9 protein-coding genes and 2 tRNA genes are annotated in these 14,686 nt (G+C 60.7%); 8 read left to right on the top strand and 3 right to left on the bottom strand.

Annotation, left to right across the window (positions count from 1 at the left end):
• Positions 1 to 12: 12 nt before the first annotated feature.
• A complete protein-coding gene (locus VUN82_17450; protein XAS70861.1) occupies positions 13 to 1,464 on the bottom strand; it encodes a zinc-dependent metalloprotease in 1,452 nt (483 codons plus the stop codon).
• A gap of 211 nt (positions 1,465 to 1,675) precedes the next feature.
• Here VUN82_17450 and VUN82_17445 point away from each other — a divergent pair, with 211 nt between their 5' ends.
• The 5 genes from VUN82_17445 (at position 1,676) to VUN82_17425 (ending at position 7,611) form a co-directional block, all read left to right on the top strand.
• Positions 1,676 to 2,812 (top strand): S16 family serine protease, encoded by a 1,137-nt coding sequence (locus VUN82_17445; protein ID XAS70860.1) that lies wholly within the window; start codon positions 1,676 to 1,678, stop codon positions 2,810 to 2,812.
• 130 nt (positions 2,813 to 2,942) lie between these two features.
• The gene (locus VUN82_17440) at positions 2,943 to 5,939 is read left to right on the top strand and encodes a UPF0182 family protein (GenBank protein ID XAS70859.1); all 2,997 of its coding nucleotides are present in this window, start codon (positions 2,943 to 2,945) and stop codon (positions 5,937 to 5,939) included.
• 203 nt (positions 5,940 to 6,142) lie between these two features.
• Positions 6,143 to 6,216: transfer RNA gene (locus tag VUN82_17435), tRNA-Met, on the top strand.
• Positions 6,217 to 6,608: 392 nt separating this feature from the next.
• Positions 6,609 to 6,682: transfer RNA gene (locus VUN82_17430), tRNA-Met, on the top strand.
• Between the two features lie 131 nt (positions 6,683 to 6,813).
• Entirely contained in the window at positions 6,814 to 7,611 is a 798-nt protein-coding gene (locus VUN82_17425; protein ID XAS70858.1) for a GntR family transcriptional regulator, read from the top strand.
• A 147-nt stretch (positions 7,612 to 7,758) separates the two neighbouring features.
• On the opposite strand, the gene VUN82_17420 is transcribed toward VUN82_17425, so the two are convergent.
• Complete coding sequence (locus tag VUN82_17420; GenBank protein XAS70857.1) at positions 7,759 to 8,547, bottom strand: PspA/IM30 family protein; 789 nt, start codon at positions 8,545 to 8,547, stop codon at positions 7,759 to 7,761.
• Positions 8,548 to 8,646: 99 nt separating this feature from the next.
• Entirely contained in the window at positions 8,647 to 10,701 is a 2,055-nt protein-coding gene (locus VUN82_17415) for a TPM domain-containing protein (protein ID XAS70856.1), read from the bottom strand.
• Between the two features lie 346 nt (positions 10,702 to 11,047).
• On the opposite strand from VUN82_17415, the gene VUN82_17410 reads away from it, so the two are divergent.
• The 3 genes from VUN82_17410 (at position 11,048) to VUN82_17400 (ending at position 14,683) form a co-directional block, all read left to right on the top strand.
• On the top strand, positions 11,048 to 12,643 hold the full coding sequence (locus VUN82_17410) for a trypsin-like peptidase domain-containing protein (GenBank protein XAS70855.1): 1,596 nt from the start codon (positions 11,048 to 11,050) through the stop codon (positions 12,641 to 12,643).
• A gap of 270 nt (positions 12,644 to 12,913) precedes the next feature.
• Positions 12,914 to 13,717, top strand: a complete 804-nt coding sequence (locus tag VUN82_17405; protein ID XAS70854.1) for an electron transfer flavoprotein subunit beta/FixA family protein — start codon at positions 12,914 to 12,916, stop codon at positions 13,715 to 13,717.
• Between the two features lie 12 nt (positions 13,718 to 13,729).
• The gene (locus tag VUN82_17400) at positions 13,730 to 14,683 is read left to right on the top strand and encodes an electron transfer flavoprotein subunit alpha/FixB family protein (protein XAS70853.1); all 954 of its coding nucleotides are present in this window, start codon (positions 13,730 to 13,732) and stop codon (positions 14,681 to 14,683) included.
• Positions 14,684 to 14,686 lie beyond the last annotated feature (3 nt).

Here is a 14,686-nt window from a genome sequence, read left to right as displayed (position 1 = left end):
GGACGGTGAGTATTAAGTGGACGGTGACTTCGGGTCTTCGCTGCCCGAGTCAGGCCCGGTGTCGTCCTGGGAGCCTTCATCCTGGGAGTCTTCGTCCTCCGATGTGGCTTCAGCGGGCTCATCGTAGCCACCGCTCAAGAGCTTCTGCAGAGCATCGTCAACTTCGGTGTCGCTGGCCTCGGCGAGCCTGCGGCGTTCGGAGAAGCCCTTCGGATCGTCGAGGTCTTCCCCGGTGGGCAGCAGGTCAGGGTGGTGCCAGATGGCATCCCTGCCAGCAATACCGCGTTCTTCTTTCAGGGTCGCCCACAGAGTAGCGGCCTCGCGAAGCCTGCGTGGGCGCAGTTCCAGCCCCACAAGCGAAGAGAAAGCATGTTCAGCGGGACCGCCGGTGGCACGGCGACGACGGACAGTTTCGCGCAGGGCGGTAGCCGAGGGCAGTACCTTGTCCGTGGCTTCAGCAGTGAGTTCATCTACCCACCCCTCCACCAGGGCAAGCGCCGTTTCGAGCTTCTCAAGAGCGGCGGTCTGCACTGGCGTCCGCTCCGGAGTGAAGACACCCTGGGACAAGGCCTCCTGGATTCCTTCAGGATTGCCGGGATCCAGATCCCGGGCGAGATCCTCGATTCGGGACATGTCAATGTGGATGCCTCGCGCATAGGCTTCAATGGCGCCGAGCAAGTGGCCGCGAAGCCACGGCACCTGCACGAACAACCGGGCGTGGGCTGCCTCGCGGACGGCGAGGAAGAGCCGGACATCATTTTCGGGGAGGCTGAGTCCTTCGCCGAACTTGGCGACGTTGGCCGGGAGCAGAGCCATCTCCAGGTCAGCCAAGGGAACACCAATGTCCGTGGAGCTGACTACCTCGGCCGAGAGTGCGCCAATCGCCTGTCCCAGTTGCATCCCAAAAATGGCGCCGCCCATATTCTGCAGCATGGACGAGGCGCCACCCATCATGGACTTCATTTCCTCGGGCATCTGCTGGGTCAGCGCGTTGGACAAGGCATTGGCGATGCTGTTGGCAACTGGCTCAGTCAGCCGCTTCCACGTTCCAAGGGTTGCTTCAACCCATTCCGCGCGGGACCATGCACGGCCGATAAGTCCAGTAGCGGAAAGATCTGTTACCGGATCCAGCCACAGTTCCGCGAGCCGGAGCGCTTCATCGATGTCCCGGGCCTGCTGGGCGTTGACCGAGGGATCGCTCCCGGCCGCCGCAACGCGCCGGGCATTCTCGTGGGCCAGTTGCCAGTTCACAGGACCCTCGGACGTTGAACTCATCATGGCCTGGACCTGCGCGAACATTTGTTGCAGGAGCTGGGGATCGTTGGGCAGCCCTGCGGCCTTGGCGAGTTCGGCGGGATCGATGTTACCCATGCCCTGGCCGCCCATCAGGTTCTGCAGCATTTCCGCCAGCGGGTCCTTGGGCGTCTCATCGTCATCTGACGGGTTGTTGGGATTGGAAGTCATGGTGCCGCCGATCGTCGAACTGGCTGGTGATCACTTTCACCGTACCGCGCGGTGGGAAGGCTGTCTGCCTGTGCGCGGCGTCGTTCGCTGTAGGCAAAGCATCCCCACAACGTCCAACCGCGTAATGTGGATGTTTGGTATGTGCCCGTCGCCGCGGCCAGCGGCAGGAGCCAAAATACCGGTCGCATAGTGCCGGTAAAGAGAGGCCTCAATGCTTACTTCGCCCAGCCCGGAGGGCTCGCTCGACCCGCGTCAAACGCACGACGCCGATTCCTCCCCCGAATCTCCGGAACCTCCCGGCAGCGGCCGGTACATGATCATGGTGGTTTCGGGCCTCTTGGCCCTGGGACTTGGGATCGGGGCGGCTGCTTTGCCGGTTCCCTATGTTGTTGAGTCTGCCGGACCGACCTTTAATACGCTGGGGCAGGATGGCGACAAACCGGTCATCAGCATTTCGGGACATGAGTCCTACCCAGCCAAGGGGAACCTGGACCTGACGACGGTGGTGATGACGGGCGGGCCGAAGACTCCCGCAACTATTTTCGAGGTCTTTCGCGCCTGGTTGGACAAATCGAAAGCCGTTTATCCCGAGGAATTGATCTATCCCAAAGGCACCACAGCGGAGGAGACGGTCCAGCAAGGCGAGATTGCCATGGAGACTTCGCAGGAAAACGCTGTTGCCGCAGCACTGCGGCAATTGGACATCCCTTTTGAACAGAGGCTTAAGGTTGCCGGCCTGTCGGACCCGTCTCCGTCAGCAGGGAAACTTCAGGAAGGAGACCGGCTGACCTCCATTAACGGAAAACCGATCTCCTACCTCAGCCTGGTCCAGGCTGAACTGGCAGCCGGAAACGGCGCCCCGGTGGCCGTCGTCGTGGACAGGAACGGTTCTGCCGTCACGGAAACGATAACGCCCACCAAGAATCCCGCTGGCCGCTACGTTCTGGGCATTCTCCTGGGCAGCGACTTCACCTTCCCCTTTGACGTGAAAATTTCCTTGGACAATGTGGGGGGTCCGAGCGCCGGAATGATGTTTGCCCTGGGCGTCGTGGACAATCTCACGCCGGGGGACCTCACAGGAGGAAAGCACGTGGCAGGGACCGGAACCATCACGGCTGATGGGGCAGTGGGAGCCATCGGCGGCATTGCACAGAAGATGATCGGAGCGCGTCAGCATGGGGCCACCATGTTCCTGGCTCCGGCGGCGAATTGTGCCGACGTCGTAGGGCATATTCCCGATGGCCTGCAGGTAGTGAAGGTGGAAACGCTGGCCGATGCCACCGCGGCAGTGGAACGACTCGGTTCAGGACAAGACACGGCGGGCCTTCCCACCTGCGCCAACAACTAGACTGGCGGTGGAACTTAGCTCCACCGCCACTCGTGGCATATATGACGGACTCCGCCATCGCCCAGGGGCAGAGATCGTCGAACACACGCACACCGACTTTTAACTGACGACCACCAATGAGGTACAGAGTTTGTCCCGTCCCGCCAGCTCCAACCCGCCCGGAAGATCGCCGCTGAGACGAGGTGCCCTGACACCGACACTCATCGTCGTTGCAGTGGCCGTCGTTGGATTCATTTTCTTCGCCAATGTGTGGACAGACGTCCTCTGGTACCAACAGCTCGGCTTCTTCGAAGTCTATGTCCGCGAGAACCTCGCCCGGATCGTCACCTTCCTGGTCGGTTTCGCCATGATGTTCGCTGCCGTTTACTTCGCCATCAGGATCGCGTACCACGCCCGGCCGGTCTACGCTCCGGATGCTGAGTCACGTGACAACCTCAACCGCTACCAGGCCCAGCTTGAGCCTGTCCGCAGGGTCGTCATGATCGGCCTGCCCATCCTGTTCGGACTCTTTGCCGGAAGCGCCGCCGCCAGCCAGTGGCAGAAGGTCCTCCTCTTCTTCAACCAGGAACCCTTTGGCCAAACAGATCCGTTGTTCAATCTGGACATCAGCTTCTACCTGATGTCGCTTCCGTTCCTTGGCTTTGTTACCGGATTCCTCATCAGCATCGCCGTAGTGGCCGGCATTGCGGGCATCCTCACTCATTACCTGTACGGAAGCATCCGGCTCATGGAGCGTGGTGTCTTCACAAGCCGTGCCGCGCAGATCCACATTGCCGTGACGGGTGCATTCTTCCTGTTGCTGCTTGGCGTGAATTTCTGGCTGGACAGGTACTCCACGGTGCAAAGCTCATCCGGACGGTGGGCGGGTGCACTGTATACGGACGTCAATGCCGTTGTACCCACGAAGGCCATCCTGGCGGTTGCCGCCGGCTTGGTTGCGATCCTCTTTATCATCGCTGCGGTCATCGGCCGCTGGCGCTTGCCAGTAATCGGTACAGCGATGCTGATCATCACCGCCATCCTGGCTGGTGGCGTGTACCCATGGGTTATCCAGCAATTCCAGGTGCGTCCCTCGGAGAACACCCTGGAAAGGGAGTACATCGACCGCAACATTAAGATGACCCGGGCAGCCTACGGCCTGGACAAGATTGATGTCTCGGCCTATAACGCCACAACAACTGCTACAAGCGGAGCTTTGGCAAAGGACGCCCAGACCGCTGCCAACATCCGCCTGCTGGACCCGAACCTCATCTCCTCGGCGTTCGCCCAGCTTGAGCAGTACCGTCCGTACTACCAATTCCCCCAGACGCTGAACGTGGACCGCTACACGGTGGACGGAAAAGTACAGGACACCGTCATCGCTGTTCGCGAGCTGAATCCGGATGGCCTGAGCGCAAACCAGCAGACCTGGGTCAACCGGCACATCGTGTACACGCACGGCTACGGTGTGGTCGCAGCGAAGGGCAATAAGTTCACGGTTGATGGCAAGCCGGAATTCCTGCAATCGGGCATTCCGTCCAACGGCGTTCTCGGCAATGACACAACGTACGAACCACGCATCTACTTCGGCGAGAACTCTCCCGAATATTCGATCGTTGGCGCTCCGGAAGGTGCCCAGCATCGCGAACAAGACCGCCCAGCGGGACGCGAAGGCGGGGGAGAGACGCAATACACCTTCACCGGCAACGGCGGGCCCGTTGTGGGCAACTGGCTCAACCGGATTCTGTACTCCATCAAATTCCAGTCCTCGGACTTGTTGCTTTCGGATGGCGTGAACGAGAAATCCCAGATTCTCTATGACCGCAATCCCCGCGAACGGGTTGAGAAGCTCGCTCCGTACCTGACCGTGGATGGCAACGCGTATCCGGCCGTCGTCGATGGTCGCGTGAAGTGGATCGTTGACGGTTACACCACCAGCCAGTACTTCCCGTACTCCCAACCCCAGCAGTTGCAGAATGCGACCGTTGATTCGCAGACAAGTGCAGGCCGGACGGTGACGCTGCCTAACAGCTCCGTCAATTACATCCGGAACTCGGTCAAGGCGACTGTTGACGCTTATGACGGTTCGGTCACGCTCTACGCCTGGGATGACCAGGATCCTCTCCTGAAGGCTTGGCAGAAGGTGTTCCCTGCCACTATCAAGCCCTACACGGAGATGTCTGGCGAACTCATGAGCCACGTCCGCTACCCGGAGGACCTTTTCAAGGTCCAACGTGAACTTCTCGGACGCTACCACGTCACCAACCCTGACAACTTCTACCAGAACAACGATGCCTGGAGTGTTCCGAACGACCCCACAGTTTCGGAAGCCGTCAAGCAGCCGCCGTTCTACATGTCTCTGCAGATGCCTGACCAGGACAAGCCTGCGTTCCAACTGACGTCGTCCTTCATTCCGCAAACAGTCAACGGGAACGCAAGGAATATCCTCTATGGCTTCCTGGCGGCGGATTCAGATGCCGGAAATGTCAAGGGGGTTAAAGCGGACAGCTACGGCAAGCTAAGGCTGTTGCAACTTCCAACGGACACCCAGGTCCCTGGCCCAGGCCAGGCGCAGAACAAGTTCAACTCTGATCCCACAGTCTCCCAGGCGCTTAACTTGCTGCGTCAGGGTGCTTCGGATGTTTTGAACGGCAACCTGCTGACCCTGCCCGTGGGTGGCGGACTACTTTATGTTCAGCCCGTCTACCTGAAGTCAACAGGCGAGACTTCTTACCCCACCTTGCAGCGGGTGCTCGTGGCCTTCGGCGACAAGATCGGCTTTGCGGCGACACTGGACGAGGCCCTGGACCAGTTGTTCGGTGGCAACTCCGGTGCCAAGGCAGGCGACTTCCAGAACAATGGCCAGACGCCCGCGACCCCGCCTGGGACCACAACGCCCCCGGCCGGCCCGACTGATGCCAAGGCTGATCTCAAGGCAGCTCTGGACGACGCCAACAAGGCAATCGTGGATGGCCAGGCAGCTCTGGCCAAGGGAGACTTCGCCACCTATGGCCAGCAGCAGACCAGGCTCTCCGAGGCTCTCAAGAGGGCGATCGACGCCGAAACCCGTCTCGGCATAACGCCGGAACCGACAGCGACGCCAAGTGCTACGCCAAGCGCCACACCGTCGCCTTCGCCGAGCAGCTAATGCCCGGTAAATAGTTGACACAGCCTGATTAAGAAGGGCCGTTGACCTCTCCTCCTGGAGGGGCAACGGCCCTTTCGGCTTAAAGGAAACACTTGGGCAGCGGCTTGCTGGAGTCGCGTTGAGCGATATTGGTTGGGGGAGATGCACATCACGTAGTCAGGATTTGGTCTGCCATTCACCTGACGGTAATGTTGTTCTTGCGACGCGGGGTGGAGCAGTTCGGTAGCTCGCTGGGCTCATAACCCAGAGGTCACAGGTTCAAATCCTGTCCCCGCAACTGGAGAAAAGATCCGGATCAGTATTCACTGGTCCGGGTCTTTTGTTTTCCCGTGATGTTTGGGGCGGCGGCACATCTTGCGGACTCGACCCAAGGATGCTGCTCCGCAGCTCAAGAGTCGCCACGCATATGCGCCCCTGACAGGCTGGCGGGGTGGGGAGTCTCAAATCCGGGCAGCGGTAGTCACATGCCGCGGCGCCGTGGAATCTGCGTGTCCCCTGCGGCTCCGGACTGTGCCCGGTTATCGGGGTCAAGGGGAGGCTCTGAAGGTCGATTGAGCCGCAGACCTTGGTGACGATTTGCCGGCTAGCACTCAGGGCCGTGATCTGCAGCACCTTCCCCGCACTATGGTCATAAGCACCCTTCCGGGTGCGGTAGAGTTGTTCTTGCGACGCGGGGTGGAGCAGTTCGGTAGCTCGCTGGGCTCATAACCCAGAGGTCACAGGTTCAAATCCTGTCCCCGCAACTGGAGAAAAGGTCCGGATCAGTTTTCACTGATCCGGACCTTTTGTTTTGTGCTGCACCAGACCCCTGGAAGTCCCGGTGCTAGCATCAAATCCGGAATGGCGGCATGCCGGGAATGGATGGGAAGGCCGGATGGTCAAGGAAGACTACAACCAGGGCCTGGATCGACAGGCCCTGCAAAGGAACAGCCCCGTAGCGGTGTACCAGCAGGTTGCAGACGTATTGACTGATCAAGTCAGCCGGTTGGAACCGGGCGCACGGATCCCGACCGAAGAATCATTGATGGACGAGTACGGGATCAGCCGTACTACCGTCCGCAAGGCGATAGAAACCCTCGTTGTGAAGGGGCTGCTTGTTCGCCGGCAGGGCAAGGGAACTTTCGTCATGGCCCAGCGTCCGGTACGGATGCTGAACCGCTTGGCGCCCTTCATGGAGACGTTCACAGCAGCAGGAATGAAGACTGTAAAAGGCCTGATCGAATACAAGTGGATGGAGAAGGATAGGTCCGTGCCAGCCAAGCTGGTGTCCGATGACAATCTTGTCCTCGTGATCCGTCGTTCCTATTCAAGCGGCGGTTGGCCCTATGCCATTGCTGAAATCTTCATCCCTTCGCACATTGGCCGTCACATCAGCCTCGCGGATGCTGAGCGCAATTCCATCTATCAAGTCATCCAGGACAGGACGTCCAAACCCCTCCAGCGTGCTGAAATCACCGTCACGATGCACGCCCCGCCGGAGCACCTCGCCGATGCACTGAATGTCCGCGAATTTCCCATGGTCCCGCGCTTGGAAAGGACCACACTGGGAGCACACGGTGAAGTCCTTGAATGCACCGTGACCTATTTCCACCCAAAGGGTTTCGAAATTCGTGCTGAAGTGGCCACGGATGTCAGTCCCAGCCAGGATCCGTTGGAGCCCTCCTCACTCTAGGCGGGGTTGCCCTCAGAGAACGAAATGGCCGGATCCCCAAGTGGGATCCGGCCATTCCTCATGGTCCAGCTAACATCGGTCCAGCTAACATCGGTCCAGCCAACATCGGTTCAGGCAATATCACAGGGCCGCCAAGCCCTCACATTGTCAGAGCTTGTCGAAGTCGGTTTCGTCGATGGTTGCACCGCTGGACGCAGGGGCACCGGCACCGATGGCAGGCTTGCTGCCGCCGGACTTGAGGGCCGCAAGACGCGCCTCAATTTCGGTCTGCTCCCCAAGGTCTTCCAGCTGGTTGAACTGGGCGTCCAAACTGGAGGCAGCAAGCTCCTGCTGGCCCAGGACCTTGGCCTCCTCGCGGCGAATTTTCTCTTCGAAGCGGCCAACCTCACTGGTGGGGTCCATGATGTCGATGCTCTTCAGGGCATCGTGCACCTGCGACTGCGCAGCAGCGGTCTTGGAACGGGCCACCAGTTCATTGCGCTTGGCCGTGAGTTGGTTGAGCTTGTTCTTCATTTGGTCAAGCCCGCTCTTGAGCTTGTCCACAACCTCGGTCTGGGACGCGATGCTGGGCTCGGCGGCCCGTGCTTCGGACTCTGCCGTCATTTGTCGCTGGATGGCAACCTTGGCCAGGTTGTCGAATTTCGTGGCATCCTCGGTATCACCGGCAGCACGGTATTCGTCGGCCTTGCGTGACGCGGCCAGGGCTTTGTTGCCCCAGTCCTGGGCATTCTTGACGTCTTCGTTGTAGTCGGCCTGGAGCATGCGCAGGTTCCCGATGGTCTGAGCCACTGCGGACTCGGCCTCAGCAATGTTGTTCGTGTAGTCGCGGACCATCTGGTCCAGCATCTTCTGCGGGTCCTCAGCCTGGTCCAGCAAAGCGTTGATGTTTGCTTTGGCGAGCTGCGAGATCCGACCGAAAATGGACTGCTTAACCATGGTGTTGCCTTTCGTCCTGCTCAGTGGAAGCCACTGAAATCAGTGATCAGTTGTTGTACCGCTCCTAGACGGGGCATCGACCCCATCTAAACTGTGGGGCTAAAAACTTCCAGAGTCGCCGCCGCCGAAGTCTCCCCCTCCACCGCCGCCCCAGTCGCCGCCGCCGGAGTCGCCGCCGAAGAATCCGCCGCCGCCACCGCCGTCGCTGTTACCGCCGCCCCAACCGCCGCCACCGCTGTTGAAGATGGAGTTGATGAGGATGCCGCCGAGGATTGCGCCTCCAAGACCACCGCCTCCGCCGCCACCACCGAACATGCCCCCGCGGCCGTAGCCTTGGTCGGCATAGCCGAAGTGGTCGACGTCGGCCTGCGCCAGCTGCGCTGCCTGCGCAGCGAGTGAGTGTGCCTGCTGGGCGTAGGTCAGAGCCGTGACCGGGTCATTGCGCGAGATCGACAAAGCGTAGTCGAGATTGCGCTGGGCCTCGGCGAGCCGGGTGCGGGCCTCTGTCCCAACGCCGCCTCGACGGGCCGTGATGTAATCCGAGGTCGCACTGATCTGGGCCTGTGCCGCCATGATGGTTTGCTGCAAGGATGCTTGTGCACGGCGGGCCTGTTCCTGCTGGTCCCGGATCCCGGACAATGACTGATCAAGCGCCTGGTGCGCTGTTTCTACGCGGGTCAACGTAGCAATGGGGTCGATCTTGCCACCCTGGATTTCAGCCTTGACCTGGCCCAGGGCCGCTTCCACACCAGCCACAGGGCCGGCGAGTTCAGGATGTTCACCCGACTGGATCATGGCCCTGGCCTGCGCGAGGTCCTGACTGGTCTCCGCAACGGCGCTTTCCAAGGAGGCGCGTGCCTCGTCAAGGCTGCCTGCCGTCTTGGAAATAGCGTCGATCAGGACGTTCGTCTGATGCAGGCTTTCTTCGGCAGCGCGAACCGCTACGGCAGCCAGGCTGTTTTCGCCGGCAGACAGTTTTTCCTGGGCGGTGGTGGCAGCATTCTGTACGAACGCAAGGCGTTCCTTGGCCTGCAGGATGTTGTCTGAGACCTGCGTCAACGCAGATTCGGCGTACTTACTGCGGAGGCCCTCAAGGGATTGCTCTGCGGTGGCGATCCTGGAGTCGGCCTCCCGGGCGCCTGCCGTGACAGTGGCCAAAGCCTGCGGGGCCTTCTTCTCGAGTTCACGAAGGGAGTCGAAGTCCGCTTTCTGGTCGCGCAGTGACGCGAGGGCTGCCTCTGAACGGCGAATAATCTCTCCGAGCCATGTCCGCTGTTGTTCCTCGGTGTCCGGGATATGGTCGTCCAGCTGCTGTTGCAGCTTGAACGATTCGGTCATGTGGGCTTTGGCTTCCTGCAGGGCTTTGGTGAAGTTGCCGATCGCCGAATCACCGTATTGGGCCTGTGCGAACCCAAGCTCCTGTTCGCTGGACTTGATGGCGTCATCAGCTTCGATCAGCAACGAGCCGCTCTTCTGACGCAGCTCCGGAATGCTGAGGGCTGCCAATGGGTCAAGCTCTTCTCCTTGGGGACCATAGCTCGCACTGGATGCCTGGCCCACCTTCTTGCGGCGATTTCGCAGGTAGAGATAGGTGGCCGCACCGCCTGCTGCAACAACGCCAACCCCTACGAGGACCCCGACACCGCCGTTGCCGCTTGGCACGGTACCGCTTCCACCGCCGGCCGCGTCTCCAATAGCTGCGGCTGTGTCAATTGCTGCCTGGGCATAGTCCTTCTTACCGCCCGCCAGGTTGGCTACAACGGCGTTCTGAGCGATGGTGGACTGCTTGGAGTAAATGGAACTGCCGGAGTTCAGGGCGAAGTTGTATTGACCAGCGGTGGAGATTGCCAGAATTGCGTCGGCCTTGCCCATGCCCTTCTTGGTGGCTACAGCTTTGACCCATTCCGCAGGCGAAGAAGGGTTCTCGAAGGAGTTCACCGTGACCACGTACAGGTTGTATTTGTGGTCCTTGAGCGTCTTCTGGATGGCTTCCTGGACTTCACCCTTGCGGCTGCCCAGGACATTGGCATCATCCACGATGTTTTGGCCGGACGGTATAGTCACCGGATCTGCAGCCCAGGCGGCGCCGGCCGGGAGGGCCAACATTCCAGCCACGCCAATCACGGCGAGTACACGTTTCACTATTGACCGCATGTGCAACCCTTCAGCACGTCTGCGACTGGAACAAGGCGAACCAATCGTCACAGAATGCTCAGCGCCCCCACGCATGGTTTGTAAAGCCGCAGGTCGCTGTGGCAATTCCACTTGATTCTATGGTGCACCCCATACCCCGTCCACAGCCTTGAATATGCCACCAGCGAAACACGGGAGAAACGCGCCATGCCTGGGCGTTGAGGCTCTGTGTGTCTGCCGTGTTGGCCCTTCACGCTGGCTCTGCTGCAGCATGGCGATTGGCTTTCAGGAAGCTCCCAGCGAACGTCCGATTTTGTTCCAGTAAAAAGGGCCATAGTTATGGAAGACAAGGATGAAAGGAAGACCCATGACGGAGAACCCAGCGCAGGGCAACGCACCAGAGAACCGTGATCCGTCCGAGCCGCGGGATCCCGCTGCGAGGCCTGACTCCGCTGCCACCCACCAGCAGCCGACACAGCAGCACGCACAGCAGCCTGGTTGGAACTCCGGGCAGGGAACCGGTACCCATGCAACGACTCCGCTGCCGGCCTTTCAGCCGCCTGCCCAATCGGCACCTCACGCCAACGTAAACCAAGGCCCGCATGCCAACACCCAGCCGCAGTACTACGGCGGTCCGCAGCACCAGGACCCGGGGCACCGTCCCAACTACCCGCAGCACCAGCCGTTCTATGGCGGAAGCACCAATCCTGGGAACCCGAACCTCCACAGCGCTCCGGGTCAGCAGTCCTCCGTCGGCACCAAGCGCAAGCCGGCATTCGGTATTGGAACGCTCATTGCCAGCATTCTTGCCGCTGGCCTGGTAGGTGGCGGTGTGGTGGCAGGCAGCACCGCGCTTTTGGACAACCCGGCACCGGCTGCATCAAGTGGTGGCCAGTCGAGCACGGTAATTGTGAATAACAAGGACGACGTCAACGTCATCACGGCAGCAGCGGCGAAGGCGTCTCCGAGCGTGGTCACCATCAAGGCAACGAGTGGAAACGAGGGCGGAACGGGCTCCGGCATCATTATCGATGACCAAGGCCACATCCTGACCAACACCCACGTCGTCACGCTGGATGGCGCAACATCCAATGCCGCCATCGAGGTCCGTACCAGTGACGGAAAGGTTCTCAAGGCCAAGGTTGTTGGAACTGATCCTCTCTCGGACCTGGCAGTTATCAAGGTGGACGATACTTCCGGTTTGGTGCCGGCTACGCTCGGGGATTCCTCGAAAATCAACGTGGGCGACACCGCCGTCGCGATTGGTTCGCCCCTTGGCCTGACGGGCACGGTGACGGACGGTATCGTCTCCACACTCAACCGCACTATCAGCGTTGCCTCCTCAGCTGCCCCGAAGGAAGGCACTGACAATTCACAGGGCGGTGACCAGGGCTTCCAGTTCGCCCCTCCAGGTGGCGGCCAGAGCCAGCCGAGCGCGAATGAGGGCTCAATCTCGATCAACGTGATCCAGACGGATGCTGCCATCAACCCCGGCAACTCCGGTGGCGCGCTGGTAAACAGCAAGGGCGAGATCATCGGCGTCAACGTTGCTATCGCTTCCGCGGGCAGCGGCACAGCAGATTCCTCCACTGGAAACATCGGCGTTGGCTTCAGCATCCCGATCAACCATGCCAAGCGCGTTGCACAGGAAATCATCAATACCGGTAAGGCTAGCCATGGCCAGTTTGGTGTCTCCGTACGATCGAAGTCGTCCACGGGCAGCGACTCCGGATTCTCCGTTGGCGCAGAGGTTGCTTCGGTGACCACGGGTTCCGCCGCGGCGAAGGCGGGCATCAAGGTTGGCGACGTCGTCACCAAGTTCGGCGACTACCAGGTGACTGACCCCAACCAGTTGACCGCGGCCGTCCGCGAACAGGCCGCCGGCGCGAAGGTGAAGGTAACTATCCAGCGCAACGGCCAGTCGCAGGAAGTAGAAGTTACTTTGGACGCCGCACAGCAATAACAACCCGAAGAGCACTAACAAACCCCAACAGCAGGAACCTGCTGGCACAGCGGACGACGGCGGGCGGCACCTCAGTGGTGTGGCCCGCCGTCGGCGTGTCCACGGCCCTTTGGCCGTTGCTGATGAAACAGGCGTTAACGCGCGCAGTGGATTTCTGCGGGCAATATGCTTAGCTAGGGGAAGCCCACACGCTGGGCAATTCACGGCCACGCTCCTGCGGTTGGCCGTCCGCAAGCATGGAAGGCTGCTTCGAAGACAGTGGAAGAGACATTGAAGATTGTCGTTCTGGTCAAGCACGTCCCGGACGCGCAGTTCGACCGGCACATCACCGGACCCGGCAACACAACTGACCGCGATGAGAGCATCTTGTCCGAACTTGACGAGTACGCGCTTGAGGCAGCACTGCAGCTGGCCGAAGAGCGTGGCGGGGCCAAAGCCGGCAACGAGGTCATTGCCCTCAGCATGGGGCCCTCCGGTGCAGTAAACGCAGTCAAGAAGTCGTTGCAGATTGGCGCCTACTCCGGGGTCCACCTCAGCGATGACGCGCTGGCCGGTTCGGACGCCGCTGCGACATCATTGGCGCTTGCGGCCACCATCCGCCATCTCTCCGCCGATCGACGCCCGGTGGACCTGGTCCTGACCGGCATGGCTTCCACGGACGGCGAGACCTCACTCATCCCGGCTCAGCTCGCGGAGCGGTTGTCGCTCCCGCAGCTCACGTTTGCTTCCACCCTCGAGGTTAACGGCGGCACCGTGGTGGCACGCCGGGATGCCGGCTCCCACTCGGAGACCGTTGAAGCGCAGCTTCCTGCACTCGTCTCGGTGACAGACCAGATCAACGAACCCAGGTACCCCAATTTCAAGGGAATCCTGGCAGCCAAGAAGAAGAAGATTGCCTCGTTGTCGCTTGCCGATATCGGCGTCGATCCTTCCGAGGTAGGCCAGTCAGGCTCGTGGACGGTTGTGGAGTCTGCAGCTGCCCGCCCGCCCAGAACCGCAGGGACGATCATCACCGACGAGGGCGACGCCGGCATCAAGCTCGTCGACTTCCTGGCCGCACAGAAGCTGCTCTAAAGGACTCCAATCATGGCAAATGCACTTGTTTTCATTGACAACCCCGGAGCTGCGCTCAAGAAGAGCAGCTTGGAGCTCCTGACCCTTGCGCGGAAGCTGGGGGAGACCGCCGTCGCGTTCAACGGTGAATTGACCGAGCACGTCGCGGCCACCTTGGGTGCTTATGGCGTGGCGACGATCTACCAGCCATCTGTGGCGGATCTGGACGACTACCTGGTTGCGCCGAAGGCCGCGTACCTCGCGGCTGCAGTGGTGGCTTCAGGCGTCACCGCTGTCCTGATCGAAAACTCGCCCGAGGGCAAAGAAATCGCGGGACGACTCGGCATTAAGCTCAACGCCGGAGTCATCACGGACGTCGTTGGTCTGGAGGCGGACGGCACTGCCCACAAGTCGGTCCTCGCGGGTTCGTACAACACCACGGCGAAGGCCACCACTCCGGTGGCAGTCTTTTCCGTAAAAGCGAACATCGTGGAACCAGAGCCGGCAGGCGCAGCGACAGCTCCCGCGACAGCCAAGGTTGAGGTTCCTGCAGATGCTGCAGCGAATGCGGCCCGGATCTCCTCCCGCACTGAGAAGCCCGCCAGTGGCCGGCCCGACCTCAGCGAGGCCCGGATCGTTGTGGCCGGCGGGCGGGGCGTCGATGGCGACTTTGGCCCGTTGGAAGAACTCGCCGATGCCCTTGGTGCTGCGGTTGGTGCTTCGCGGGCAGCAACGGATGCAGGGTGGATTGGCCACGACGCGCAAGTGGGCCAAACCGGTGTGACTGTCTCTCCGCAGCTGTACATTTCGGCAGGCATCTCAGGAGCAATCCAGCAAAAGGCAGGAATGCAGACGTCCAAGGTCATTGTGGCCATCAACAAGGATGCAGAGTCTCCTGTCTTTGAGATCGCGGACTTCGGCATTATCGGCGATCTGTTCAAAGTTGTGCCGCAGGCAACAGCTGAGATCAAAAAGCGGAAAGGCTGATCC

The organism is Micrococcaceae bacterium Sec5.1, from assembly GCA_039636795.1.
GTDB lineage: Bacteria > Actinomycetota > Actinomycetes > Actinomycetales > Micrococcaceae > Arthrobacter.
Note: the sequence above shows the minus strand (reverse complement) of the source record. Positions and strands in the feature narration are given on the sequence as shown.

Excerpts from the sequence above, each read along its gene's own strand:
- VUN82_17450 (XAS70861.1), bottom strand. The coding sequence starts at position 1,464 with ATGACTTCCAATCCCAACAACCCGTCAGATGACGATGAGACGCCCAAG.
- VUN82_17445 (XAS70860.1), top strand. The coding sequence starts at position 1,676 with ATGCTTACTTCGCCCAGCCCGGAGGGCTCGCTCGACCCGCGTCAAACG.
- VUN82_17400 (XAS70853.1), top strand. The coding sequence starts at position 13,730 with ATGGCAAATGCACTTGTTTTCATTGACAACCCCGGAGCTGCGCTCAAG.
- VUN82_17415 (XAS70856.1), bottom strand. The coding sequence starts at position 10,701 with ATGCGGTCAATAGTGAAACGTGTACTCGCCGTGATTGGCGTGGCTGGA.
- VUN82_17425 (XAS70858.1), top strand. The coding sequence starts at position 6,814 with ATGGTCAAGGAAGACTACAACCAGGGCCTGGATCGACAGGCCCTGCAA.
- VUN82_17420 (XAS70857.1), bottom strand. The coding sequence starts at position 8,547 with ATGGTTAAGCAGTCCATTTTCGGTCGGATCTCGCAGCTCGCCAAAGCA.
- VUN82_17410 (XAS70855.1), top strand. The coding sequence starts at position 11,048 with ATGACGGAGAACCCAGCGCAGGGCAACGCACCAGAGAACCGTGATCCG.